This is a genomic window from Glycomyces sp. NPDC050141 (assembly GCF_055586545.1).
Genome location: NZ_JBVJHZ010000041.1, coordinates 1 through 25683, shown reverse-complemented (window position 1 = coordinate 25683; position 25683 = coordinate 1). Strand labels below are relative to the sequence as shown.

Here is a 25683-nt window from a genome sequence, read left to right as displayed (position 1 = left end):
GTATAGATTCTGGTACTCACATTATTGGTACTCTCAGATGAGAGAGTACCAGAATCTATACTCTTTCTCTTGGGTTATGACACGGCGACTGAGTCGAACACTGCTGTGCCTGGGTTGGAGCCGTCGTGGGAGGTTGTGAACAGGCCGATCTCTACCGGGCCCGCTAGGGTCGCTGTTCCGAAGTCGGTCCAGGTTTCTCCGTCGGTGGACCAGGCGGCGGTGACGGTGTCGCCAGCGCGAGTCAGGCGCAGCCACATGGGGGCGTCCGTGTCAGGACCATCTACGTCGGTGTCGAAACCGGTCTGGAGGTGGACGCCGTTCGCGGGCGTCACCATGAGCGCCGCGTACTCGGCCCCGGCTGCCGTGCCCGCCTTGAGCATCACCCCGGCCTTGGCCCAGTCGTTCGTGTTCTCCTGCGAGACCACGCGGGCCGTGATCGAGCCGTCGGCTGCGAGGGACTGGTGGCAGAAGTGGAACTGGTCGGCGTCGCCCCAGATGTCGTCACCGGCTCCTACGATCGTCCAGGTGCCGCCGTCGGCGATAGCATCACCGGGCTTCTGGGGACTGCCGACATCGGCGCAGGACCAGGGCTCGGGGATCTCGGGTGCGCTGTCCTTCAACACGATCGAGTCGAACACGGCCGTGCTCAGCTCGCTGCCGTCGTGGGAGGTCACGAACAGGCCGACTGTCGCCGCGCCTTCGAGACTCGCGCTGGCGAACGGCTCCCAGGCCTGGCCGTCGACCGAGTGGTAGGCCGTGACTGTTGCGCCTTCCCGGACCAGCCGCAGCCACACAGGGGCAGCGGTCGCCGGGCCGTCCACGTCGGTGTCGAAGCCGGTCTGGAAGTGCACGCCTTCCGCCGCAGTCGCCATGGCCGCGACATAGTCCGCGCCCTCCTCCGGCGCGGTCTTGATCATGACTCCGGCCTTGGCCCAGTCGTTCGTGTCCTCCAGCGAGGCGACTCGGGCGACGATCTCGCCGTCGCCCGCAAGGGGCTTGTGGCAGTAGTGGAACTGGTCGGCTTCGCCCCAGATGTCGTCACCGGCGCCAGTCATTGAAAGGGTGCCGTCCTGGCTGAACTCTGCCGAGCCGGCCAGCGCCGGGTCGCCGACATCCGCGCACGTCAACCCCGGGTCGGCCGCCGCGACTTCAACGGAATCGAAGACCGCCGTGGAGAACTGGGTGTTGTCGTGGGCGGTCGCGAAGAGGCCCACCTCGGCGCTGGCCGACATCGGGACCACTGCTGAGCCGATCTCGGTCCACTCGATGCCGTCCGCCGAGAGTTCGGCAGTGAACTCGTCACCCTCTCGGGTGAGGCGCAGCCATGCAGCGCCCTCGGTGTACTCGAAGCCGCCGCCGTCAGTGCCGAAGTCGGCCTGGAAGTGCGCCCCGTGCTCGGGCGTGACGGCGATTGCCGCGTACGTCGAGTCTTCGGCGGTCGACTCCTTGATCATCACTCCGGCCTTCGCCCAAGGATTCGTACTCTCCTGGGAGGTAAGGCGGGCGGTGATCGAGCCGTCTCCGGCGAGTGGGCGGTGGACGAAATGGAACTCGTCGGTCTCGCCCCAGATGTCCCAGCCAGCGCCGGTCACCGTGAACTCGCCGTCGTCGAAGCTGCTGAGGCCCAGTTGGGTCCGCTCGCCGATGTCCGTGGATTCCCAAGGCGCGGGCGGGTAGGGCAGCTCCTCGAACTGGGCGGTCACTGCGGTGTCCTCATCCGGGACGGTGAACGTGTGCTGCTGTTCGGCACCGGTGGACCAGCCCGCGAACTGGAACCGCGAACCGTCCGCGTACTGCGGCGACTCCGCGCCGAGCACGTACTCGGTGCCCACGACCATCCGCTTCGTCGCCGTCTGGAGCGGCCGCCCGTCGAGCGTGAACTCCAGGCCCGGCGGGTCGGTCGCGATCGCGACTTCGACGGTGTTGGGATGCACGTCGACGTAGGTCGTATCGGTCAGGCCGCCGGAGTCGGTGGCGGTCAAGGTGATCCGGTAGAACGTGTTGTCGCCGCCGTGCGGCGCGCGCGGGATCTGGATCTGGCCCGAAGCGCCTTCGGCCGGTCCGTAGAACGGGTGCACGTGGTCGGCGTGGTGGAACTGGACGGTCCAAGACAGCGAATCGGCAGCGAGCGCGCCGTCCTCGGGGTCGGTCGCGGAGCCCGTGAAGGAGACGGTGTCCCCGCCGTCGTAGGTCAGGCCCGCTCCGGGTGTGAGGATTTCTGCCTCAGGTCTGGTGTTGCCTACCTGGATTTCCACGGTTGACTCGGCTGATTTCTCGCCGTCCGAGACCGTCAGCACCGCCTGGTAGACGCCGTCTTCGGTGTAGGTGTGCACTGGGTTGGCCTCAACTGATGCGGTGCCGTCGCCGAAATCCCAGGAGTAGGTCAGGGCGTCGCCGTCCGCGTCCGCCGAGCCCTCCGAGGAGAACTCGACTTCCAAGGGCGCGTAACCGTTGTCCGGGGTCGCGGAAGCCGCCGCGACCGGTGTCCGGTTCCCGCCCGAAGGCGCGATCCGGTACAGCTCGCCCGGGTAGATGTTCAGCTGGTACAGCGCCCCGTCAGGGCCGGTCTGGAGCTCGACGGGCGTCCCGGCGTCAGCGTCGAACTCGTGCTCCGACACCACGGTCTCGAACGCCTCGTCCATCACCAGGTACTTCACGAACCCGAGCGTGTAGTCCGCGAAGAACACCGCGTTCTCGTACTCCGCGCCGAGCAGCCCGCCCTCGTACACCTCGACCGAGGAGATCGACCCGGCCGAGGCGGGCGGGGCCGTGTGCGGGTACGCGTACACCGGCTGCGCGTACGGGCAGTCCGCGCACACGCCTTCGACGTGCGGCCAGCCGTAGTTCGCGCCGCGCTCGATGAGGTTCAGCTCCTCCCACTCCGAGCCGCCGACGTCTCCGGCGAGGATGCTCCCCGCGTTGGGTCCACTGGGGATGAAGTCCCAGCGGAAGGAGTTCCGCAGTCCGTAGGCCCACACCGAGGGCTCGGCCCCGGGCGTGTCCACGAACGGATTGTCGGGCGGGATCGAGCCGTCAGCGTTGATGCGGTGCATCTTGCCGTGGACGTTCCCGAGGTTGGGCGGGTTCTGGTTGTTGGTGTTCATGCCGAGGGTCCAGTAGAGCTTCCCGTCGGGCCCGAACTTGACGCTCCCGGAGTGGTGGAAGACGTTCGCGTCCTGCTGCGACTGGATGAGCACCAGCTCCGAGCCGGGGTCGATCGCGTGGCCGGTCATCGTGAAGCGGCTCAAGCGGTCCAGGTTGTCGGCGGCCGTGTAGCCGACGTACACGTACCCGTTGGACGCGAAGTCCGGGTCGATCTCCAGGCCGAGCAGTCCGCGCTCGTCGGAGCCGGCCGTGGCCAGCTCGATCAGCGGGTGCTCGTGCAGTACTCCGTCATGGAGGAGCTGGATCGCTCCGTTCTTCTCCGCGATGAGGACGTCGCCGTCCGGTGTGAACCGGAACGACGTCGGCTCCTCCAGCCCGCCCACCACGAGCAGCCTTTCAAACTCCGCCGGGGGCGCGGCCTGCGCTCCCGGCGCCACCAGTAGCGCGGCTCCCACCAGCGCTCCGGCCGCCAAGCGGCCCAAGCGTTCACCGAGCACGAACGACCTCCTCCTCGATCTCGTCCGATGTGTCCAGTCCGTGTTCCGTCAGCTCCCAGAAGTGCCGCTTGCTGGGCCGCAGCAGCTGCCCGAGCGCCTTGTACGCCGCCACGCTCATCAAGCCCCAGTACAGGGGCACCGTGAGCATCGCCCGCACCGCCGCGTACAGCCCCCGCTTGAGGCAGCCGAGCATCAGCGCGTAGCACATGAGGGCGTTGCCCGCGATCATCGCGAACATGCCTCCATAGAGGACGACAGGCGGGAACAGCGGCTCCATCCACTGCGGCCCGAATACGAAGTACGACAAGGTCAACGCCCACATCAGCGGGTTGATGAGGGTCGTCACCGTGGAGAAGCCGAGGGTCAGGTGGATCGCCAGGGTCTTGCGGGTCCCGAGCTCCCGCCACAGCTTCAGCGGCTCGCGCGAATGCACCAGCCAGGTCTGCAGATACCCCTTGATCCAACGGCTGCGCTGGCGGATCCAGTTGCCCAGGCGCGAGTTGGCCTCCTCCTCGGTGACGGAGACGAACATGCGCACGTCCCAGCCGCGCCGGGCAATGCGGATGCCGAGGTCGGCGTCTTCGGTGACGTTGTACGGGTCCCACCCGCCGAGGTCGCGGAGGGCGTCGATGCGGAAGTGGTTCGAGGTGCCGCCCAAGGGGATCGCGAGGCGGTGGCGGTCCATGCCGTGCAGGGTGAGGCTGAAGTTCGTGGCGTACTCGGCCGAGAAGCACCGCGTGAGCCAGTTCGTCCAGGGGTTCCAGTACTGGAGTTCGGCCTGCACGCACACGACCCGGTCCGGGAGTACCCGGAACGCCAGCGCGGCCTTGCGGAGCTGATCGGGGTCGGGCCGGTCCTCGGCGTCGAAGATGACGCAGAGTTCGCCGGTGGCGCGGGCCAGGCCCACGTTGCAGGCCTTGGGTTTCGTCTTCGGCATCGTGTCGGGGACGACGACGGTCTTGAATGCGGGCCCGAGGCCCTGGGCCGCGAGGGCGGTGCGTGTCTCGCCGTCGTCGGCTTCGACGAGGAGGAGGATCTCGAGTTTGTCCTCGGGGTAGTCGAGGGCGCTCAGACGCCGGACCAGTCCCGGGACCACCGCCGCCTCGCGGTACAGCGGCACGAGGACCGTGTACCGGGGCAGCTCGGCGTCCGGGAACGTCTGCAGCGCACCGGGTTCGAAGCGCATCGCGGTGGACCGGCCGGAGCCGAGGACCATCGCGAGCTTGAAGCCGATGACGGCGAGATAGAGCACGATGAGGGCGAACATGCCGCCCTGCGCCCACTGGAGCGGGCTGGGCCCGAACCCGGTGAGCAGGTCGAGGGCGATCGCGGCGGCGATGAAGCCGGTCACCGAGAGGCCGAGGACGAGCTGGCCGGTGGAGAGGAGCCGCTGGGCGCTGAGCCCGGTGGGCGGGGCGTCGGGGTTCACTCGGTGCCTCCGGCGCGGTAGACGAGGCGGTCGCCTTCGTCGTAGACCAGTTCGTAGTGGTCGTCGAGGACTTCGGTGCCCCACAGGGCTTCCCAGACGTCGTCTTCGCTGCCGGGCGTGGCCCGCATGTAGATCCACTCGATCCCGGCGTCGTGCGGGTCGGCGAGGGCCTGCTCCCAGATCCGGTAGGAGCCTTCGTAGACGAGGGAGCCGGTCGGGACCTGGGATTCGAACGTGACGGACTCGTTCTCGAAGGACATCATGAGCGTGGTCCCGCCGTCGTGGTGCTCGCGCAGCCACTCGGAGACGGCGGCGTTGTCGACCTCCCAGCCGCTCGCGCGGTACTCGACGGCCTCGTCGAGCGTGACGGCCCCGTCGACCGCGACCGTCGCGCCGGCGACCGCTGCGGCAGCGAGCGTCCCGGCGGCGAGGCGCCGCCCCGGCAGGCGGCGGGCGAGCGTCCCGATGAGGTATCCGGCGAAGACGGCGGCGGGGATGAGCATGATGAGCCCGAACCGCACGTTGTAGAGCGCGCCCATGACCTCCTTGACGTGGAGGGGCCGCTCGCCGGTGTACAGGGCCCACACGAAGAACGGCGCGAACACGAGCATCGCGTACGGCACGAGCTGCTTCGAGCGGAGCCGCTTCTGGACCGCGTAGAGCACGAGTCCGGCGATGCCGAGTGCGGCCGTGGCGATCCCGAGGTTGTGGAGCGAGGCGAGGCCGTACGTCTCGGCGGCGGTCGGCAGGGAGCCGACGTTCTTCTCGCCCTCGGAGACCCACAGGGAGGCGTCGGCGTACTCGCCGGACTTCCAGTTCATCGGGTCGCCGAAGATCGCGAGGTTCCAGGCCATCCAGCCCAGGACGCCCGCGCCCGCGACGAAGCCGAACACGACGACCGAGCCTTCGGTGTGCGAGTAGCGGCGGTGGCGGCGCAGCGCCGTGTACGCGACGAGCGCGCCGGTGACGGCGCAGAGAATCCAGCCCTCGTAGCGGGTGAGGGTCGCGGCGAGGACCGCGCCGGAGGCGAGGGACAGGTCGCGCAGGCGTCCTTCAGTGCACCATTCGTGCAGGTAGTGGAGGGCGACGATGGCGCACGCGAAGAGCAGCAGCTCGGTCATCGCGGTGGCCTGGAGGTACAGCACGTTCGGGTTGAGCGCGAACAGCCCGGCGGCGGTCAGGCCTCCGGCCCAGTGGCCGGAGAGGGAGCGGGCGTGGGTGAACAGGAACCGCACGGCAACCACATAGGACGCCATGGAGACTGCCGCTCCGGCGAACCCGTTGAGGTACAGCCCTTCCCAGATCGCCAGTGGCGCAGCGAGGAGGTGGGGGAGCGGGAGCCAGACGCCGCCGAGCTGGGCGAGTCCGGCCGTGGGGCTGTCGACGACGCGCCGGGCGATGAGCAGGTGCGAGTTGGCGTCCTTGTACGCCAAGAGGTATCCGTGGTCGGCGAAGTAGAGGTAAGCGCCGACGGCGATGAGGCAGGCGGCGAGGGCGACGAGGGCCGCGCCGGGGTCCTTGGGGGCGGCGGCGCGCCTGATCCAGCCGAGGCGGCGGGCGTCTCTGACCATGTGGCCGTAGACGACCGCGAGGCTGATGAGGGATTTGAGGACGACGGAGAGGCGCGCGCCGGTCTGCTCGCCGTGCTCCCTCGGGTAGTGCTCGACGGGGTGCTCGACGATACGGGCGCCGTCGCCGCTGATGCGGCACAAGAGCTCCGGCGAGATCGCGGCGGCCTCGCCGCTGAGGCGCAGGTCCTGCAGGAGCGAGCGGTCGATGAGCTTGTAGGCGCAGTCGACGTCGCGGCCAGGGACGCGCAGCAGCGTCTTGCACAGCAGCGTCCACACCTTGGCATTGAGGCGGCGCCGCCACGGGTCGGCGCGGCGGCGGCGGTAGCCGATCACGGCGTCGGCGCGTTCCTCTTTCTTGAACTCGCGCAGGCGGACCAGGTCGTCGGCGTGGAACTGGCAGTCGGCGTCGGTCAGCAGGATCTCGCGGAACCCGGTGCGGCGCAGCGCGGTCTCCAGGCCGGTGCGGACGGCCGCGCCGTAGCCCTGGTTCTGTGCGTGGTGGACGGCGATGACGCGGCCGGGGTGGGCGGCGGCGAGCCGGTCGATGATCGCGCCGGTGCGGTCGTCGCTGCCGTCGTCGACGACGACGACCGCGTGCGGGATGCCTTCGCGGACAAGGGTGGACAGGAAGTCGGCAACCGTCGCGGCGACGTTCGCCTCCTCGCGGTAGGCGGGCATCACCACCGCCACTCCGTCAGTCGGCGGCGGCGCGGCCGTTCGGACCGGGGAATGCTGCGGCTGGTCGGCGATGATCGTCATGTGAATCTCCAAAGTGGTCGGTCTGGGGCGCCTTGCGGCGGCGGAAGACGAGGTGGTCGCTGGCGAAGTAGGTGAGGAGGGCGCCGGCGCATACGGCGACGGCCGAGGCCGCCACGGGCGGCAGGTAGGGCGAGGCGAGTGCGAACACGCCCGTGTTGCAGGCCAAGGCGATGGCGACGGTGACCTGGAACGAGGCCCATCGCGTCGCCCACTGCCGTGCCCCGGTTCTAGGGAGGCGGCGGTCGGCCCAGGTGAACGCGGAGCTCAGCAGGAAGTTGACCTGCGCCGAGGCGAGGAACCCGGCCGCGTTGGCGGCCGTGTCCGGCACCCCCGCCCCGCTGAGGGCGAGGAGGACGCCCGCCTGTATCGCGAAGCAGGTGGCGCCTACGACGGAGAATCGGGCGAGCCGCTGGATGTGCGGCCGGAGCCGACGCATTGAATAAGCCTCCAAAGGGCACGACGGATAAACGCATCTATTCATCCCTAATGGAGGAATAAAATGCGTGTGGGATATGGGTTTCGGATTGCCGTAAGAAGGGGCCGCAGGGGCGCCGACGCCCACGGATCCAGCTGTCACTGAACGGGTTGTAGTGACCACGCTAGCGGAGTATCGGCAGGTGATGGGGCCCCGTCGTCTTAAGTCCCTGTTACATTCAGTGATCACCAGCAGGCAAATGTCCTATTTGTGCGATAAGGAATTCACCGCACGCCGTGCGTTTCCGATTGAATCGGACAAGTCGCGATGACAATTGGTCCAGCGACAGTCGAGTTGCCGACACAAAGACTTACCCGTTCGGGGGATGACCCCGGAGTAACTTTATCGAGTCCTCCGGAAAGGTGAAAGTCTTTGTTCTTATACCGGTTATACGAAGGGTCTTTACAAGGGGCTGAATCTGTGCAAATATCGAAATGATTCGATCACGCCCCCGCGTCCCGGGGGCGCTCGTGAAGGAGACGACGATGTCAGCAAGCAAGCGGCTGGGCGCCCTCGCCGCCGCGACGGCCCTCGTGACCACGGCCCTCGGTCTCGCCGCACCGGCCCCCGCCACGGCCGCCCCCGTGGCGTTCGACAACGGCCAGACCATCACCGACACCTCCGGCAACCTCATGCACGCCCACGGCGGCGGCATGCTGAAGGTCGGCAACACCTACTACCTCGTCGGCGAACAGCGCAACGAGTACCTGTTCGACCAGGTGAGCATGTACTCCTCGACCGACCTCGTGAACTGGACGTTCGAGAACGACATCCTCAGCGCCGAGTCCGACCCCGCCCTCTCCCCGGCCAACATCGAACGGCCCAAGGTCGTCTACAACGCCGCCACGGACAAGTACGTCCTCTGGGCCCACAAGGAGAACGGCGTCGACTACGGCGACGCCGAAGTGGCCGTGGCCGTCTCCGACACCGTCGACGGCGACTACACCTACCAGGGCTCCTTCCGCCCCGCCGGATACGACTCCCGCGACATGACCCTCTTCGTCGACACCGACGGCACCGGCTACCTCATCTCCGCCGCCGACGTCAACTACGACCTCAACGTCTACCGCCTCACCCCCGACTACCTCGCCATCGACGAGCTCGTCTACGTCTTCGACGGCTACCACCGCGAGGCCCCGGCCGTGTTCCAGCGCAACGGGGTCTACTTCCTCGTCACCTCCGGCGCGACCGGCTGGAACGCCAACCAGACCCAGTACGCCACCACCACCAACTTCCCCGAAGGCGCCTGGTCCAGCTGGACCAACGCCGGGAACTCCACCACCTACGGCTCCCAGCCCACCTTCGTCACCACCGTGCAGGGCACCGCAGGCACCAGCTACCTCTACATGGGCGACCGCTGGGGACCCCAATGGGGCGGCAAGCCCATGGACAGCGAGTACGTGTGGCTCCCGATCGCGTTCCCGAGTAATACGTCGATGACGCTGACCTGGTACTCCACGCTGAACATCGACGCCGCCGAGGGCACCATCCAAGGCGTCGTCGGCACCGAGGACGGCAGCCCGTACTCGACCAAGTTCGTGAACGCCGCCTCCGGCCGCTGCATCGACGTCCCCGGCGGCTCCAGCACCAACGGCACCACGCTCATCCAGTACGACTGCTGGAACGGCGCGCCCCAGGCCTTCACCTTCGACCCGGTCTACCCCGGCTCCAAGGTCGGCTCCATCGCCAACACCGCCACCGGCAAGTGCTGGGACGTCCTCGACCAGTCCACCGCCAGCGGCGCCCCCGTCGGCCAGTGGGGCTGCTGGGCCGGAGGCAACCAGCGCTTCTCCCTCCGCGCGTCCGCCAACGGCAACTACGCCATCGTCGCCCAGCACTCCGGGCTGTGCCTCCAGGCCGCCTCCACCGCCAACAACGCCGCGATCGTCCAGGCCACCTGCACCGGGGCCACCAGCCAGCAGTGGGACGTGACCGCGCTCTAACCCCCTCTATATACAAGGACCGCCGCCAGTGGGCTTCGCAGCGCTGGCGGCGGTCCTGCTGTGTCCCCGGCCTCAGCCCGACCCCGCCGTTCGCCGAACAACCCCTGACCAGGCATAATCGAGAGGTTGCGCTTCGGCGCGGCACTCTCCGGGTCTCGAATCCGGACGCCCCGGGCCGAAGGCCCGAAAAGGGCACAGTATGCGAGTCAGGCTCCGACGCAGTCGGAGCTGGCGTTGAGCGAACGAAAGGAATCAGTCTCGTGGCTGATCAACAGCAAGCTGCCGCCGGCGGCCGGGACGGCGGCGGCGACCGCCGCGGCGGTCGCGGCGGGCGCGGTGGACGCGAGGGCGGTCGCGGTCGCGACCGTGCCGAGAAGTCCCCGCACGTCGAGCGCGTAGTCACCATCAACCGCGTCGCCAAGGTCGTCAAGGGCGGCCGCCGCTTCGCCTTCACCGCCCTCGTGGTGGTCGGCGACGGCGACGGCAACGTGGGTGTCGGTTACGGCAAGGCCAAGGAAGTTCCCGCCGCCATCGCCAAGGGCGTTGAAGAGGCGAAGAAGAACTTCTTCAAGGTCCCCCGCATCGGCGGCACCATCCCGCACGAGGTCTTCGGTGAGGACGCGGCCGGCCGCGTGCTCCTGAAGCCCGCCTCCGCGGGTACCGGTGTCATCGCGGGCGGTCCCGTGCGCGCCGTGCTCGAATGCGCCGGCGTCCACGACGTCCTGTCGAAGTCCCTGGGCTCCTCGAACGCGATCAACATCGTCCACGCGACGGTTGCCGCGCTCAAGGGTCTCGAATCCCCGGAGGCCGTCGCGGCCCGCCGTGGCATGGCGCTCGAGGACATCGCTCCTCAGGGCCTGCTGCGCGCCCGCGCCGAGGCCGCCGCGGCCGCGAAGGCTTAGGGGTACTCGACATGGCACGTTTGAAGATCACCCAGCACAAGTCGGTCATCGGTGAGAAGCCGAAGGCCCGTGCGACCATCCAGACGCTCGGCCTGCGCAAGATCGGCCAGACCGTCTACAAAGAGGACCTTCCGCAGTACCGCGGCATGGTCCACCGTGTCCGTCACCTGGTCGACGTCGAGGAGGTCGAGTAGTCATGGCTATCCGCATTCATGACCTGCAGCCCGCCCCCGGCGCCAAGAAGGCCAAGACCCGTGTGGGTCGCGGTGAAGGCTCGAAGGGCAAGACCGCCGGCCGCGGCACCAAGGGCACCAAGGCCCGCAAGACCGTGCCGGCCGGGTTCGAGGGCGGCCAGCAGCCGCTCCAGATCCGTCTGCCGAAGCTCAAGGGCTTCAAGCCGCACAACAAGCTCGTCTACACGGTCGTCAACCTCGACCGCCTCGCGGAGCTCTTCCCCGAAGGCGGCCAGGTCGGCCCCGAGCAGCTGATCGAGGTGGGCGTCCTCAACAAGAAGGAGCTCATCAAGGTCCTCGGCTCCGGTGAGCTCGAAGGCGTCAAGCTGGACGTGAAGGCCCACGCCTTCTCGGCCTCCGCCTTCACCAAGATCACCGCGGTCGGTGGCACGGCCACCGTCGTGGACAAGAAGACCGGCGAGGCCCTCAGCGCCTAAGGTGCTGGGATAGAACAAGAGCAATACGGAACGGGTCGGAGGAAACTCCGGCCCGTTTCGTCGTGATGAATGCCGAATACTCTGCGTCCGAATGCGCCTGCTAGGCTCCCATGGCGAGCACCACCGTCTTCCTCGGGCGAGTGACGCTCCCGCTACGAACTACACACGCCCACTGGTATCGAAAGGTGTTGCCCCGCAGCACCATGGGCCCCGCCAGGGGGTCTTGTTCAGGAGGAACCGCATTGCTCTCCGCCTTCATCAGCGCGTTTCGGACTCCCGATCTGCGCAAGAAGATCCTGTTCACCTTGATGATCATCGGACTGTATCGTCTTGGTGCGCAGATGCCGAGTCCCGGCGTGGACTACGCGGCAGTGCAGACCTGCCTCAACATGCAGCCGACGGATGAGGCCGGCGTCTTCGGGCTCCTGAACCTCTTCACCGGCGGCGCGCTCCTCCAGCTCTCGGTCTTCGCGCTCGGCGTCATGCCGTACATCACCGCGTCGATCATCATGCAGCTGTTGACCGTCGTGATCCCCAGGCTCGAGCAGCTCCGCAAGGAGGGCCAGCCGGGCCAGGTCAAGATCACCCAGTACACGCGGTACCTGACGCTGGGCCTCGCCCTGCTCCAGGCCTCCGGCTACATCGCGCTGGCGCGCTCGGGCATCCTGTTCCAGGCCGAGTGCCCGCAGCCGATCCTCCCGGACCTCTCCACCACCGACGCGAACATTCCCTTCTGGATGACGATCATCGTGGTCGTGGCCGTCATGGTCGCGGGCACCGCGATCATCATGTGGTTCGGCGAGCAGATCACCGAGCGCGGCGTCGGCAACGGCATGAGCCTCCTGATCTTCGCGTCCATCGCGGCGCAGATGCCGGGCCAGTTCTGGTCGCTCCAGAAGTCCGAGGGCTGGTTCATGTTCGCCGTGATCATCGGCCTGTGCGTCGCCATCATGGTGGCGGTCATCTTCATCGAGCAGTCGCAGCGCCGCATCCCGGTGCAGTACGCCAAGAAGATGGTCGGACGCCGCATGTACGGCGGCACCTCGACCTACATCCCGCTCAAGGTGAACCAGGCCGGCGTCGTGCCCGTCATCTTCGGCTCGTCGCTGCTGTACATCCCGACGCTGTTCCGCCAGCTCAACCAGAACAGCGACTCCGAGTGGGTCGGCTTCATCGACCGCTACCTGCTGAACCAGGGCTCGTGGGTGTACATCACGCTGTACGCGTTCCTCATCATCTTCTTCACCTACTTCTACGTCTCGATCACCTTCAAGGTCGACGACGTCGCCGAGAACATGAAGAAGGCCGGCGGGTTCATCCCCGGCGTGCGCCCCGGCAAGCCCACCGCGACCTATTTGCAGCGAGTCCTGTCACGCCTGACCTTCCCGGGCTCGCTCTACCTGGCCGCGATCGCTATCCTTCCCAATCTGGCCATCATCGCGTTCGGTAACCAGCAGCTGTTCGCTCAGTTCGCGTTCGGCGGCACCTCGGTGCTGATCATGGTGGGCGTCGGCCTGGAGTCGGTCAAGCAGATCGAGTCCCAGCTGATGCAGCGCCACTACGAAGGCTTCCTCCGCTGACGCAGGAACATCTTCATAGGCTTGATACGGGAGGAACAACTGTGCGACTGGTACTCGTAGGCCCGCCCGGGGCCGGCAAGGGCACCCAGGCGGAGATCATCGCCGAGCGGCTCGGCGTCCCCAAGATCTCCACGGGGGACATCTTCCGCGCGAACGTCTCCGGCGGCACGCCGCTGGGCCTCAAGGCCAAGGAGTACATGGACGCCGGGAACCTCGTGCCCGACGAGGTCACCAACGACATGGTGGCCGACCGTCTGGCCCAGGACGACGCCAAGGGCGGCTTCCTGCTCGACGGCTACCCCCGCAACACCGAGCAGGCCAAGGTCCTCGACCAGATCCTCGAAGCGGCCGGTACGGTCCTGGACCTGGCGCTCGAACTGGTCGCCAGCGACGACGAGGTCGTGCGCCGCCTGTCCGGGCGCCGCGTCTCGAAGTCGACCGGCAAGGTCTACCACCTCGAGTTCGACCCGCCCGCGGACCCGGACTCCGAGGACCTGTTCCAGCGCACGGACGACCAGCCCGAGACGATCAAGAACCGCCTCAAGGTCTACGCCGAGCAGACCGCTCCGCTCGTGGGCTACTACGAGGAGCAGGGCAAGCTCGTGCGGATCGACGCCATCGGCGAGGTTTCCGAGGTCACCGAGCGCGCCCTGAACGCCCTCGGCGCCGCGGAATAGTTTTCATGTTCCGCCGTCGCCAGCAGATCCAGTACAAGACGCCCGAGCAGATCCGCAAGATGCGGAAGGCCGGTCTCGTCGTGGCCGAGGTACACCAGGCCATGCGCGAGTCGGCCGGTCCGGGCGTGACGACGGCGGAACTCGACCGCATCGCGGAGCACGTCATCCGCGACTGCGGCGCGGTGCCGTCCTTCAAGGGCTACGACATCGGCAACGGCCCCTACCCGGGCTCGATCTGCTCGTCGGTGAACGAGCAGGTCGTCCACGCGATCCCCTCTGCGGACGCGGTCCTCAAGGAAGGGGACCTCCTGTCGGTCGACGTCGGCGCGATCGTCGACGGCTGGCACGGGGACGCGGCGATCACGATTGAGATAGGCGAGGTCGCCCCGGAGCTGACGGCCCTGCGCGAGGCCACCGAGGCCGCCATGTGGGCCGGTATCAAGGCCGCGGGCACCGCGAAGCGCCTCGGCGGGATCTCCCATGCCATCGAGCAGTCCGTGGACGCCTCGGGCGAGTACGGGATCGTGACGGGCTTCGGCGGGCACGGCATCGGCACCGAGATGCACCAGGACCCGCACATCCTCAACTACGGCCGCCCCAGCGAGGGCCCGAAGCTGCGCCCGGGCATGGCCTTGGCGATCGAGCCGATGCTCACGCTCGGCTCGGAGGAGACCGCCGAGCTGGACGACGGCTGGACGATCGTCACGGACGACCGCTCCATCGCGGCCCACGTCGAGCACACCATCGCGCTGTGCGAGGACGGCGTCTGGGTCCTCACGGCCCCTGACGGCGGTGTCGAACAGCTGGGCGACGCTGTCGCGAGCGCGGCTCGCGCCGAATAGGACCCCGATGCCATAATTGGCATCGTGACCGAAGACCACGGCAAGCTGCGCATCTCCAACGCCGACCGCGACAAGGCGATCGCGCAGCTGCAGGCCGCCCTCGACGAAGGCCGCATCGACCTTTCAGAGTTCGACGAGCGCGCCAAGACCGCCTACGAGGCCAAGACCAACGCCGAGCTCGACCTCATCTTCGACGACCTCCCCGGCGGCCGCCCCAAGGTCGGCGAGGTCGTCCCGGCCGATTCGGCCCAGGCCCCCGAACCGGCCCGCTCCGGCGGCCTCGGGAAGCGCCTGCGGCGGCTCCCGGCGCTGCGCGGCCTCGTCACCGTCGGCGCCATCACCACGGGCGTGTGGGCCGCTTCCTCGGTCGCCTCGGGCGAGTGGGGCTACTTCTGGCCGATCTGGCCGATCCTCGGCCTCGGCATCGCGACGGTGATGCAGCTGGTGAACATCGGCTGGGGCGACGAAGACGATGAACACCGCGACAGGGACCGCGACCACGATCCTGACCGCGACCGCGACAGGGATCGCGACCGGGACTACCGCAACGACCGCGACCGCGACCGGCGCGACCGGCGCGGCCACGGCCTCCACTGATCCCGCAGCCCCGCATCCCCTAGGAGCCCAACGAATGTCCTCCCTCGAACGATTCGGCGGCGACCGCGAGATGCGGGTCGGCAACGCCGAGCGGGCGTCCCTGACCGAGATCCTGCGCTCCGCTGTGGACCAGGGCTACATCGACCTCGACGAGTACGAGAAGCGCGTGGACGTCCTCATGGCGGCCAAGACCGTCGGGGAGACCGAGGTGGTCCTCGCCGACCTCCCGGCCTACCAGCGGGTCCTGAAGGCCCAGGAGGACGCGTTCACGCCCGACAGGCTGCCGACCCCCGAATGGGTCAAGTGGCTGTGGGCGGGCGCGTCCATCCCGATCGGCATTGTGACCGGCGTGTGGGGGTTCGTGTTCTTCCTGACCGGCAGCCACCAGTACTTCTGGCCGCTGTGGGTGATCATCCCGCTCAGCGTGGTGGCCGGCGTCCTCACCGTCGCCGAGAAGACCATCATCCGCCCGGGGGAGGAGCGCAAGCGCCGCGACCGTATGCGCCGCAAGCGGATCGACTAGCGGTCCCCGGATACGCACTGGGCCTGCAAAAGCAAGAAGCCTCGCGGCTGTGCCGCGAGGCTTCTGCATTTGGGGTGATCGACGGGGCTCGAACCCGCGACCTCCTCGACCACAACGAGGCGTTCTACCAACTGAACTACGACCACCAAGCTCGGTCTCGCAGGTGAAACCTGGGACCGGCGACAATCATAGCCAAGCTTCCGGCGTTCCTGTCAACGGGGTTCGGTGTCGGGCGTCTCAGATCAGCCCGTGGCCGCTTCGGCGACGCTCGCGGCGGCGGCCTTGGCCTCGTCGCTGGTCGGCCCGGGCAGCTCCACGAACAGCGTGCGGCGGTAGTACTCCAGCTCCTGCACGCTCTCCTTGATGTCGGCGAGCGCGCGGTGGGCGAGGCCCTTGGGCGGCTGGTTGTAGTAGACGCGCGGGTACCAGCGCCGGGCGAGCTCCTTGATGGAGGAGACGTCGATCATCCGGTAGTGCAGGTGGTCGTCCAGGCGCGGCATGTACTTGGTGATGAAGGTGCGGTCCGTGGCGATCGAGTTGCCGCACAACGGGGCCGTGCGCGCTTCGGGCACGTGCTGCTTGATGTACTCCAGGACCGCGTCCTCGGCCTGCTGCAAGGAGACCGGCGACGCCCGCACCTCGTCCGTGAGCCCCGACTTGGCGTGCATGTCGGCGACGAACGCGCCCATGTTGTCGAGGGTCTCGCCGTCGCAGGCGATCACGATGTCGACGCCCTCGTCCAACGGGGTGAGGTCGGGCTCGGTGACGAGTACGGCGATCTCGATGAGGGCTTCGGTCTCCGGGTCGAGGCCGGTCATTTCGCAGTCGACCCACACTAGGCGTTCTTCAGTCACCGCGCCAACTCTACGCGCAAGCGGCACGGAAGGTGATCTACGAGGCACGCTGCCGGAAGCGGCCCCCGGGGACGTGAGGAGGGCGCAGACTTGAGAAGAACGAGGGGTGTTCGGAATCGGACATCAACGCCTGGGAAAGGTGTTGCTTGTCACCGCTACCGTCCGCTATGGTGCGGGTATCAGAGCGTCGCCGCCTTTGCGGCCCGGATCGCAGTGATTAGGGCCGCAATAAGATGATCTCTCAACTTTTTCAAGGTAAGGCGCGTGTACCCCTAGAGATTGAAGGTTTGCGATGAAGCAGACCGGAGACGATACCGTGACCAGGGCTCGCGTCATCGAACCTCTGACGAGGTGAGGTGATCTCCGTCTCAGAGGCATCATGGGGCCGACACGCCCCCGTCTCAGAGACGGAAGCCGTGAACCGAGCTTAGCCGAAGAAATCGGGTACGCGAAACGGTGCGAAGGCCCTAGGGCCACCGAATCGCATCGATTCCGTAACCGTGGCGCATCGAACACCGGGGCACGGAATTCCACGCAACGAAGCGGTCGTTGTAACTGGTACACCGTTCACGCGGTGTCGGGGGACGAGGAAGCTGGAGGAGACCTTGAGCGTGGAGCAAACGACAACACCCACCCTCACCACCGAAGAGGTCGCTGAGGAACGGGACCTTGTGGGTGTCTACCTGCATGAGATCTCGAAGACGCCGCTGCTTGACGCCGCCGCCGAGGTCGACTTGGCCAAGGCTGTCGAGGCCGGCCTGTTCGCGAAGCACCTGCTCGGCGAGGGGGAGACCTTCGGCGACGCCACCGAGAAGGACCTGAAGCGCCTGGTCGAAGACGGTGCGAAGGCGAAAGAGCAGTTCATCAAGGCGAACCTGCGGCTGGTCGTCTCGATCGCCCGCCGCTACGTCCGCTCCGGGATGCCGATGCTCGACCTGATCCAGGAGGGCAACACGGGCCTGGTCCGCGCCGTCGAGAAATTCGACTACCAGCGCGGCTTCAAGTTCTCGACCTACGCCACGTGGTGGATCCGCCAGGCCATCAGCCGGGCGATCGCCCAGCAGGAGCGCACCGTGCGCCTGCCGGTGCACCTGGTCGAGGACGTCAACCGGATGCGCAACGTCACCCGCCAGCTCACCCGCGAGCTCGGCGGCGACCCCGAACCCGACCAGGTCGCCAAGGCACTCGGCGTCACGGTCGAGCGGGTCAACGAGCTCATCCGCTGGAGCCAGGACACCGTCTCGCTCGACACGCCGATCGGCGACGACGGCGACACCAACCTCGGCGACCTCGTCGCCGACTCCGACGAGCCCAGCCCCGAGGACGTCGTCCTCGCCGGGATGGAGCGCCAGCGGATCGAGATGATGCTCAACCACCTCGACGAGCGTTCGGCCGGGATCGTCAAGGCCCGCTACGGGCTCGAGGACGGCCGCGAGCACTCGCTCACGGAGGTCGCGCACCGGTTCCACCTGTCGCGCGAGCGCATCCGCCAGCTCGAGATCCAGGCGCTGGCCCGCCTCAAGGAGCTGGCCAACGACCAGGTCATGGCTGAAGCGGCGTAAGCACTAGGACCGCATAGCGAAAGGGCCGGGGCGAAAGCCCCGGCCCTTTCGTCGTGCTCGGTGCGTCAGACGCGGCGGTAGCCGTCGACGGACATGCCCATGTACTCCAGCTTCGTGATCTTCACGACGTCGCCGGGCTTGGGGGCGTGGATGACCTCGCCGTCGCCGATGTACATGGCGACGTGGTTCTGGCCGTTGTAGAAGATCAGGTCGCCAGGCTGCAGGTCGCTCTCGTCGATCGCGCTGGTCTCGTCCCACATGGTCCACGTGGAGTGGGTCAGGGAGATGCCGGAGACGCCGTACGCACCGGAGATGAGGCCGGAGCAGTCCCAGGTGTCGGGGCCCGCGGCGCCGAACACGTAGGACTCGCCGAGCTGGTCCTTCGCGAACTGGACGGCGGCGGTGGCGGCGTCGGCGCTGTAGGCCGCGGTCGAGCCGGAGTCGGAGGAAGAGGAGGACTCGCTGGAAGCGGAGGCCTCGGCCTCGGCGGCAGCGGCGGCTTCGGCGTCCTCGGCCTCGTCGTGGGCCTGCTCGGCCTCGTCGATCTGCTTGTCGAGGTCCGCGATCTCGCTCTGCACGGCCGTGATGTCGGCGGTGAGCGCTTCGGCGGTCTCGGAGGCGTCCTGCGCCTCCTCGTACTTGTCGGACTGCTCCTGCGCGTAGGCCACGAGGGTGGCGACCTTCGCGTCGAGGTCGTCCTCGGCGGATTCGACCGCGGCGGTGACGACGGTGAGCTGCGCGTCGGAGGTGCCGTACTCGGCGGCGGCGGCGTCGATGACGGCCTGGGCCGCGTCCAGGCGGGCCTGGAGGTCCGTGAGGTCGGCGGCGGAGGCGTCGCGCTGGGTCTCGAGGTCGGTGAGGTAGTCCTCGATCTCGGCGGCGGAGGCCGAGCTGTAGTCGATGTCGGCGGCGTCGGCGTTCGTGCCGGCGAACGCGGTCACGAGCCCGACAGTGGCGACGGTGACGCCGGTGTAGACGGCGACGCGGCGGATGATGGCGCTGGTTCGCGAACGATATGCGGTTTCAGAGCAGGCGTGAGCCACTAGGTGGCCTTTCTTCCTCGGCCGCCTACCGGGTTAGCTGTCGGGTTCGGGCAGGGAAGCGCGCCCTACCCGCTGCGGCTGCGCTGCAGCGGGATTCACCCCGTGTGCCGCGGGTGGAGACTGGGGGGTGCGGCACGGCTGGGTCCCCGGCCCGCGCATCGGTGTATCGCCCGGAACCGGGAGGAACGGGCGGCATGCGAGCGCGGCTCGGCAGGTCCGGACGGGTGGGTCTCTGGGGGAGCCCTGAAGACCCGAACGGAACAGCCGCCGACGCTAACGCACAGTGACCCGAATCGCCAAGTCCTCTGTGAGTCGCGCCGCTCTCCAGTAACGGACAGTGAGGACGCGCCGGGAGACAGGGCCACTATCCAGCGGGTTTATTGCCCGAACGGGCTACGTGGCGATGGGCCGGGTGGAGGCGCGGAGAGCTCGGGTTCGCAACCGCCCCCGGTTTCGATGATGCCCGCGGGGTACGACAGTGAACCGGGGCGCGGTCGCGGCGGCTGCGCGGTCAGAAGCTGCGGAGGGAGCGCGGGGGCGGCGGGGACTGGATCGCGGTCGCGTCCGTCGCCGGGGGCGCGCCGCCGATGTACTCCTTCAGCTCCGTGCCCTCCAGGACCCGGCACGGGAAGGCCGCGCCCGCGCAGCGGCGCCGCAGCGCGGCGACCGGCAGCTCGACGTCGGCGGCCACCGCGACCACGTTCCCGAACCGCCGCCCGCGCAGCACCGCGGGCTCGGCCATGACCGCCGTGTGCTCCCACACCGCGCCCATCGCCGCGAGCGCGGGCTTGAGGAACTGCATCTTGCCGCCGTCGCACAGGTTCACCGCGTAGTGCCCGCCCGCGCGCAGCACCCGGCGCGCCTGCTGCAGGAACTCGGTGCTCGTGACGTGCGCGGGCACCCGCGCACCCGCGTACACGTCGGTGACGATCAGGTCGTAGCTCGCGTCCGGCGCGGACTCGACGGCCTCGCGCGCGTCGGTGTGCCGGATCTTCACCTTCACGCCGCGCGGCAGCGGCGCCTCGGCCCGCACGAGCGCCACGAGCTCCTCGTTCGTCTCGACCGCCTGCTGGTACGAGCCGGGCCTGGTGGCCGCCACGTACCGGGCCATCGCGAGCCCGCCCGCGCCCAGGTGCAGGGCCCGCAGCGGCCGCTTCGGCTCCTCCATCGCGTCGATGAGGTAGGCGATCCGCTGCATGTACTCCGCATCCAGATAGGACGGGTCGTCGAGGTCGACCGTGGCCTGCACGACCTCGTCGGCGACGAGGTGCAGCAGGTTCCGGCGTGAGGGGTCGCGGTCGATGCGGAGGGCGGGCTTCTCGGACGGGTTCACGGACCCATTGTGCCCGAAGGGCCCTGCCCGGCCTGGGTCCTGGCCGAGGCCGCGACGTGCGCGATGCGCCGCAGTGCCGCGAACATCGTCTCGCCGAGCACCGTGGCCACGACCGCCTGCTCCACGTTCACGCCCTCGATCTTCGTGGCCTCCGCGATCGCCTCCATGTCCGCCGAGGCCAGCGCCGCCGCCGCGTCCGCGTAGTGGCCCAGCACCTCCTGCGGGTCCGGGTTCCCCAAGCGGTAGAACGCGGAGAGGGCGGTGACCAGCGCGTCCCGGTAGTTCGGCGGCGCCACCTCGGCCCAGCCGTACTCGTTCAGCAGCTGGTCCACGGTGCGCTCGGCTGCATCGTGGGTGCCCTCGCTCGCGAGCGAGAACTTCGGGTCCCGGTGCGTGGCCGCGAGGGTCGCGCCGAGCGCCTGGAACGCCGACTCCGGGTGGCGCCCAAGCACGGTCAGGACCTCGCCGATCTGCGCGACTGACAGTCCGGCGGTCTCGGAGAGGGCCCGGATGAGCGTCAGCCGGTGCACGTGGGCCTGGCCGTACTCGACGGTGTTGCCCTCGCCGTGCTCCCCGGGCTGGAGCAGGTGCTCCCGCAGGTAGTACTTGATGGTGGCGGCCGGAACGCCCGTCCGCTCCGACAGCTCCCCAATGCGCATACGAGGGAGTCTATGACGGAAAGCGCGCCCGCGTTACCGTTGAGCCGGGCAGGAACCCCCGCCTTCGATCCACCCCACCTGGAAAGGCGACGGTCGATGACTGACCTTCGTACTGAACTCCTCGAAGAGCTTCGAGCGATCGCCGCGCTTCCCGTGCCCGACTTCGACCCGGCCCTCGCCGACGACTACGCCGAGACCGGCCGCCGCCTGCCCTTCGAGAACCAGTACTTCGCCAGGCGGAGGCACCTCGCCGCGCTCGCCCTCGTCGGCGACGGCGCCGTCCTCTCCACCCTCGTCGCCGACATCTGCGACGAGCGCTCCTGGGCGCTCCCCGCCCACTGGGACGACGGCGACCCGCGCGCCTGCGTCGACCTCTTCGCGTGCGAGACCGCGCAGGCCCTCGCCGAGATCCTGCGCCTGCGGGACGACGTCAAGGACCGCGAACGCGTCGAAGCCGAGATCCGCACCCGCGTCCTCGACCCGTTCTTCAACTCCGAGGAGCCGTTCTGGTGGGAGGAGCGGTTCTCCAACTGGACGGCCGTGTGCGCCGGCGCCGCCGGGATGGCCGCGCTCGCCCTCGGCTACGACACCGACGTGATCCGCGGCCGCGTCCTGCCCGCCCTCCAGGCCTACCTGTTCTCCTTCGGCCCCGACGGCGGCTGCGTCGAAGGGATCGATTACTGGGTCTACGGCTTCGGGTACTTCACCTACTTCGCCGAGGCCTGGCGCGACGCCACCGGCGAAGACCTCCTCGCCGGGACCGAGGCCATCGCGTCGTTCCCCGCCCACGTGCAGCTGTACCCGCGCTCCTTCGCGACCTTCGGCGACGCCCACCACAACCCCTCCCTGCCGCCCGGGCTCCTCGCCCGCCTCGCCGACCGGCTCGGCGTCCCGCTCCCCGCGATCGAGCACACGCCCACGTTCGCCGACGACTACTGCGCCCGCTGGGCCCACCTCACCCGCACCCTCGAATGGGGACGCGAGCTCGGCGGCGAGATCAAGCCCGGCCGCACCCTCCTGGCCGACGTCGGCTGGTACGTCGAGCGCCGCCTCCTCGGCCGCCGCATGTGGGCGCTCGCGGTCAAGGGCGGGTACAACGAGGAGCCGCACAACCACCTCGACCTCGGGTCGTTCATCATCGCCGCCGACGGCGAGCAGCTGCTGTGCGACCCCGGCGCCGGCGAGTACACCGCCGCCTACTTCGGCGACGACCGATACGAGCAGGTCCACCCCTCCGCCACCTGGCACTCCGTCCCCACCGTCGAAGGCGCCTCCCAGGCCCCCGGCGAGGACTCCCGCGCCGAGCTCGTCTACACCGACGACGGCGTCGACGCCTACATCGACGCGTACGGGGACGGCGCGCTCCTGCGCAAGTTCACCTGGACCGACGCCGGGCTCGAACTCTTCGACGCCGGACCCGAGCTCACCGAGTCCTTCATCAGCCGCCTCCGCCCCGAGATCGAGGGCGACCGCGCCACCTGGACCGGCGAGCGCGGCACCCTCGTCCTGCACGGCATCGACCCCGACACGGCCCGTGTCGAGGACGTCGAGACCACCACCCACCTCGGGCAGCCCGAACGCCTATGGGCGCTCCGCTTCGACTTCAGCGGCGGCCTCCGCTTCGAGCTGCTCTAGGAGCCCGTCGGCCTTGAGGCGCTGGCGGGCGGCCGCGATGGCCTCGCTCGTGTGCTCGAACAGGCGGCCCTGCTGCCACAGCGGCTCCAGGATGCCCAGGGCCGCAAGCGGTTTGGCGTGCACCGGTTCGAGGCCGGAGAGGTAGACCGCGATGCCGCGGTGCTCCAGGCGCTTGATCGCGTCGGCGAGCACCGTGGCCCCTGACGCGTCCATCGTGGACACCCGGCTCATCCTCAGCACCACGACCCGCACGTCCGCGACGTCCAAGAGCTGCAGCAGGAACCGGTGCGCGGCCGCGAAGAACAGCGGCCCTTCGAGCCGGTACGCCACGATGTGCTCGTGCAGCAGCGCCGCCTCCTCGTCGTGGTGGTCGGCGGGCTCGATCGGCTCCTCCTCCACCGACACCGACCGCGAGATCCGCCCCAGCGCCAACAGGCCCGCGAGCGCGATCCCCACGGCCACCGCCCACACCAGGTTGAACAGCACCGTGGCCGCGAGCGTCAGCCACATGACGGCCGCGTCCGCGCGCGTCGACCGCGCCAGCGCCAGCATCGAACCGACCTCGATCATCCGGATCGACGTCGCGATGAGCACGCCCGCGAGCGCCGCGAGCGGCACGTGCGCGACCAGCGGCGCGAGCGCGAGCATCATGAGCGCCAGCACGACCGCGTGCGTGAGCGACGCCAGCCGACCGGCCGCGCCCGACCGCACGTTCACCGCCGTGCGCGCCAGCGCGCCCGACGACGGCATGCCCCCGAAGAACGGGGTCACGAGGTTCGCCACGCCCTGCCCGAACAGCTCCCGGTCCGGGTTGTGGTGCTGGTCGACCGTGATGTTGTCCGCGACAGTGGCCGACAGGAGCGATTCGAGCGCGCACAGGGCGCAGATCGCGACGGCCGCCGCCACCAGCTCGGGCATCTCCGCGAAGTCCAGGAAGCCCGCCTCCGGGGCCGGGATCGTGCGCGGCAGCGCCCCGATGACCGACACGTCGGCGGCGGCCCACCAGGCCGCGACCGTGGCGGCGACGACGGCGAGCAGCGGCGTCGGGATCTGGGAGTGCAGGCGCGAGCCGAGGAGGATCGCGGCGGCCACGCCGAACGCGACGGCGGGCGGCGCCCAGTTCGGATCGGCCGCGAAGTCGCTCAGCGATGCCCATGCGCCGCTGAGGAGGTGCGCGTTCTGCGCGGGCAGCCCGAGCGCGGGCGGCAGCTGCTGGACGGCGATCACGAACGCGACCCCGGCCGTGAAGCCCTCGACGACGGGCACGGGCACGTAGCGCGCGTACCGGCCCGCGCCGGTGAGTGCGAGGACGACGAGCATGAGCCCGGCCATGATGCCCACGAGCATGACGCCCGCGTGGCTGTGCGTGGCAGCGAGCGGCACGAGCACCACCGCCATCGTGCCGGTCGGGCCCGTGACCTGCAGGTTCGAGCCGCCGAGGAGTGCGGCGAGCACTCCGGCGATGATCGAGGTGATGAGCCCGGCGAATGCGCCGAGCCCGGAGGCGATCCCGAAGCCGAGCGCCAGCGGCAGGGCGACGACCGCGACGGTGACGCCCGCGAGGAGGTCGGTGTGCCAGTGGCGGCCGAGGTGGAGGTAGTCGGACCGTTCGGGAAACAGCTGTCGGAAGCGTCGTCGTTTCGTGTCAGTTGTCTCTCGTATCGTGGTCATGAACCGATTGTCCCGGAATGGTTGATCCGCAAGGATTTCCCGCCGACCCGGGCGAGTCGCGGACAGGAGCCGGTCCTGCCGTAGGATCGCCTGCGTGCATGAGCGAGGCCTGGAAACGGCGATCCGCATTGGCGGCGCGGTGGTCGTCACCGCCGCGGCCCTGCTCGCGGCCGTCCTCGAATCCTTCCTCGTGCCGTACTACATCGGCGGGATCGCGGTCCCGATCGCCGGGGCGATCGCGTTCGTCGCGAACTGGCGCCTCGCGGCGCTGGCCGTGTACTGGACCGGCGGGCGCTGGTCCGTCGTGCTCACCTCGGCCGCCTGGTTCGCGGTGATCGTCTTCGCGACGATGCCCACCGGCGCGGGCTCGCTGGTGATCACCAGCGGCTTCAACGGCTACATGCTGCTCCTGGCGGGGACCGCCGGTATCGCCCTCGCGCTGTGGCAGTATTTTCGTCCCAGACCGCACCACGAGGCCCGCCCCGCCGACGGCCCCCGGGTCGCGGCCCAGCCCACCCCTACCGCTACGAAGGAGTCCCGACCGTGACCCTCCTCAGCCGCCTCCTGATCCCGCACTGGCCCTCGATCTACGGCTTCGCGCTGGGCCTGATCGCCGCCAACCTGGCGGGCCGTCTCGCCTCCAAGCAGTGGGGCGAGGGCACCGCGATCGGCGACCTCGTCGGCGTCTACACGTTCGGCGCGATGGCCGCCGTCGCGATCGCCGCCGGGATCTGGTGGGGCGTGCGCCGCCGCCGCCAGGAGATCACCGGCGAGCTCTTGTCGATCTTCGTGGTCGTCACGCTGTTCACGGTCCTGGTGAACCCGCTCATCGCGCGGGTCGACTACCCGTCCCTGGACGGGGTCTTCTCGCAGACCCTCATCTACTTCGCGCTGCTGGCCCTCTCGGGCTGGGTAGGGTTCCTCATCGTGATGGCCCTCGGCGTCGACGTGTACGGCCGCGAGCTCAAGGCCACCCGGATCGCCTTCGAGCACAAGGCGAACCCGAAGGCCGCCTAGCCTTTCGACGGGCCGCGGTAGCAGTACCGGTACCGCTCGGCGTAGCCGAGCCGCGTGTACATCGCGATCGCGGCCCCGTTGTCCGTCTCGACCTGGAGCGCGGCGCGCCGCGCTCCGTTGGCGTACCCCCACGCTTCGAGCGCGTGCAGGATCTCGGTGCCGAGCCCTTGGCGGCGGAACGCCGGGAGCGTCGCGATCGCGGCGATCATCACGAGGTCGCCCGCGATCGCACCCCGGCCCCGGGGGGGGGGGGGGGGGGCGGGGGGGAGCTCGGGGTGTCCTCTGACAGGTCCCTAACAGAAGAGCCTGCCTTCGATCCGCGGGTCTTCGTCGCCACTC

At 68.9% G+C, this 25683-nt stretch carries 23 protein-coding genes, 1 tRNA gene and 1 riboswitch; of the genes, 13 read left to right on the top strand and 11 right to left on the bottom strand.

Annotated features, from left to right (window positions below; genetic code table 11):
* Positions 1-74 precede the first annotated feature (74 nt).
* From ACZ60M_RS20900 to ACZ60M_RS20885, 4 genes are read right to left on the bottom strand one after another with little or no spacing between them, the layout of a single operon-like run.
* Entirely contained in the window at positions 75-3602 is a 3528-nt protein-coding gene (locus tag ACZ60M_RS20900) for a PQQ-dependent sugar dehydrogenase (RefSeq protein WP_465420474.1), read from the bottom strand.
* Positions 3592-5031 (bottom strand): glycosyltransferase family 2 protein, encoded by a 1440-nt coding sequence (locus tag ACZ60M_RS20895; protein ID WP_465420472.1) that lies wholly within the window; start codon positions 5029-5031, stop codon positions 3592-3594. Before ACZ60M_RS20895 ends, ACZ60M_RS20900 begins: the two co-directional genes overlap by 11 nt.
* Positions 5028-7361 (bottom strand): glycosyltransferase, encoded by a 2334-nt coding sequence (locus ACZ60M_RS20890; RefSeq protein WP_465420470.1) that lies wholly within the window; start codon positions 7359-7361, stop codon positions 5028-5030. Before ACZ60M_RS20890 ends, ACZ60M_RS20895 begins: the two co-directional genes overlap by 4 nt.
* Positions 7297-7797 (bottom strand): GtrA family protein, encoded by a 501-nt coding sequence (locus tag ACZ60M_RS20885; protein WP_465420469.1) that lies wholly within the window; start codon positions 7795-7797, stop codon positions 7297-7299. The genes ACZ60M_RS20890 and ACZ60M_RS20885 overlap by 65 nt, the downstream gene beginning before the upstream one ends.
* 524 nt (positions 7798-8321) lie before the next feature.
* Between ACZ60M_RS20885 and ACZ60M_RS20880 the strand changes: the two genes are divergently transcribed.
* From ACZ60M_RS20880 to ACZ60M_RS20840, 9 genes are all read left to right on the top strand, one after another.
* Positions 8322-9779, top strand: coding sequence for an RICIN domain-containing protein (locus ACZ60M_RS20880; RefSeq protein ID WP_465420467.1), 1458 nt, complete (start codon positions 8322-8324; stop codon positions 9777-9779).
* 260 nt (positions 9780-10039) lie between these two features.
* On the top strand, positions 10040-10681 hold the full coding sequence (gene rpsE, locus ACZ60M_RS20875) for a 30S ribosomal protein S5 (RefSeq protein ID WP_205328637.1): 642 nt from the start codon (positions 10040-10042) through the stop codon (positions 10679-10681).
* Between the two features lie 11 nt (positions 10682-10692).
* Positions 10693-10875 (top strand): 50S ribosomal protein L30, encoded by a 183-nt coding sequence (gene rpmD, locus ACZ60M_RS20870; protein WP_106361906.1) that lies wholly within the window; start codon positions 10693-10695, stop codon positions 10873-10875.
* Between the two features lie 2 nt (positions 10876-10877).
* Positions 10878-11351, top strand: a complete 474-nt coding sequence (gene rplO / locus ACZ60M_RS20865; RefSeq protein ID WP_465420464.1) for a 50S ribosomal protein L15 — start codon at positions 10878-10880, stop codon at positions 11349-11351.
* Positions 11352-11593: 242 nt separating this feature from the next.
* Positions 11594-12931 (top strand): preprotein translocase subunit SecY, encoded by a 1338-nt coding sequence (secY, locus tag ACZ60M_RS20860; protein ID WP_465420462.1) that lies wholly within the window; start codon positions 11594-11596, stop codon positions 12929-12931.
* A 41-nt stretch (positions 12932-12972) separates the two neighbouring features.
* Entirely contained in the window at positions 12973-13608 is a 636-nt protein-coding gene (locus tag ACZ60M_RS20855) for an adenylate kinase (protein ID WP_465420461.1), read from the top strand.
* A 5-nt stretch (positions 13609-13613) separates the two neighbouring features.
* On the top strand, positions 13614-14450 hold the full coding sequence (gene map, locus ACZ60M_RS20850) for a type I methionyl aminopeptidase (RefSeq protein WP_465420459.1): 837 nt from the start codon (positions 13614-13616) through the stop codon (positions 14448-14450).
* A gap of 24 nt (positions 14451-14474) precedes the next feature.
* A complete protein-coding gene (locus ACZ60M_RS20845; protein ID WP_465420458.1) occupies positions 14475-15047 on the top strand; it encodes a DUF1707 SHOCT-like domain-containing protein in 573 nt (190 codons plus the stop codon).
* 34 nt (positions 15048-15081) lie between these two features.
* On the top strand, positions 15082-15570 hold the full coding sequence (locus ACZ60M_RS20840; RefSeq protein ID WP_465420456.1) for a DUF1707 SHOCT-like domain-containing protein: 489 nt from the start codon (positions 15082-15084) through the stop codon (positions 15568-15570).
* A 70-nt stretch (positions 15571-15640) separates the two neighbouring features.
* On the opposite strand, the gene ACZ60M_RS20835 is transcribed toward ACZ60M_RS20840, so the two are convergent.
* Together ACZ60M_RS20835 and orn are read right to left on the bottom strand one after the other, a co-directional pair.
* A tRNA-His gene (locus ACZ60M_RS20835) sits at positions 15641-15716 on the bottom strand.
* Between the two features lie 96 nt (positions 15717-15812).
* Positions 15813-16424 (bottom strand): oligoribonuclease, encoded by a 612-nt coding sequence (gene orn / locus ACZ60M_RS20830; protein ID WP_465420454.1) that lies wholly within the window; start codon positions 16422-16424, stop codon positions 15813-15815.
* Between the two features lie 605 nt (positions 16425-17029).
* Between orn and ACZ60M_RS20825 the strand changes: the two genes are divergently transcribed.
* A complete protein-coding gene (locus ACZ60M_RS20825; RefSeq protein WP_205328644.1) occupies positions 17030-17986 on the top strand; it encodes a sigma-70 family RNA polymerase sigma factor in 957 nt (318 codons plus the stop codon).
* A 65-nt stretch (positions 17987-18051) separates the two neighbouring features.
* Here ACZ60M_RS20825 and ACZ60M_RS20820 read toward each other — a convergent pair whose 3' ends face one another.
* From ACZ60M_RS20820 to ACZ60M_RS20810, 3 genes are all read right to left on the bottom strand, one after another.
* Positions 18052-19029, bottom strand: coding sequence for a C40 family peptidase (locus ACZ60M_RS20820; protein ID WP_465420452.1), 978 nt, complete (start codon positions 19027-19029; stop codon positions 18052-18054).
* Positions 19030-19036: 7 nt separating this feature from the next.
* Positions 19037-19203: riboswitch (cyclic di-AMP (ydaO/yuaA leader) on the bottom strand.
* A gap of 337 nt (positions 19204-19540) precedes the next feature.
* Entirely contained in the window at positions 19541-20362 is an 822-nt protein-coding gene (locus ACZ60M_RS20815) for a spermidine synthase (protein WP_465420450.1), read from the bottom strand.
* Positions 20359-21021, bottom strand: coding sequence for a MerR family transcriptional regulator (locus ACZ60M_RS20810; RefSeq protein WP_465420448.1), 663 nt, complete (start codon positions 21019-21021; stop codon positions 20359-20361). Before ACZ60M_RS20810 ends, ACZ60M_RS20815 begins: the two co-directional genes overlap by 4 nt.
* A 96-nt stretch (positions 21022-21117) precedes the next feature.
* Here ACZ60M_RS20810 and ACZ60M_RS20805 point away from each other — a divergent pair, with 96 nt between their 5' ends.
* Positions 21118-22656: a heparinase II/III domain-containing protein gene (locus ACZ60M_RS20805; protein ID WP_465420447.1), complete on the top strand. Its 1539-nt coding sequence runs from the start codon at positions 21118-21120 to the stop codon at positions 22654-22656.
* On the opposite strand, the gene ACZ60M_RS20800 is transcribed toward ACZ60M_RS20805, so the two are convergent.
* Positions 22603-24327: a SulP family inorganic anion transporter gene (locus tag ACZ60M_RS20800; protein ID WP_465420445.1), complete on the bottom strand. Its 1725-nt coding sequence runs from the start codon at positions 24325-24327 to the stop codon at positions 22603-22605. The genes ACZ60M_RS20805 and ACZ60M_RS20800 overlap by 54 nt on opposite strands.
* Before the next feature lie 94 nt (positions 24328-24421).
* Here ACZ60M_RS20800 and ACZ60M_RS20795 point away from each other — a divergent pair, with 94 nt between their 5' ends.
* Together ACZ60M_RS20795 and ACZ60M_RS20790 are read left to right on the top strand one after the other, a co-directional pair.
* On the top strand, positions 24422-24874 hold the full coding sequence (locus ACZ60M_RS20795; RefSeq protein ID WP_465420443.1) for a hypothetical protein: 453 nt from the start codon (positions 24422-24424) through the stop codon (positions 24872-24874).
* Positions 24871-25344, top strand: a complete 474-nt coding sequence (locus ACZ60M_RS20790) for a hypothetical protein (RefSeq protein WP_465420441.1) — start codon at positions 24871-24873, stop codon at positions 25342-25344. The genes ACZ60M_RS20795 and ACZ60M_RS20790 overlap by 4 nt, the downstream gene beginning before the upstream one ends.
* On the opposite strand, the gene ACZ60M_RS20785 is transcribed toward ACZ60M_RS20790, so the two are convergent.
* Positions 25341-25556 carry a GNAT family N-acetyltransferase gene (locus ACZ60M_RS20785; protein WP_465420439.1) on the bottom strand — a complete coding sequence of 72 codons (216 nt, stop codon included), beginning with the start codon at positions 25554-25556 and terminating at the stop codon, positions 25341-25343. The genes ACZ60M_RS20790 and ACZ60M_RS20785 overlap by 4 nt on opposite strands.
* Positions 25557-25683 lie beyond the last annotated feature (127 nt).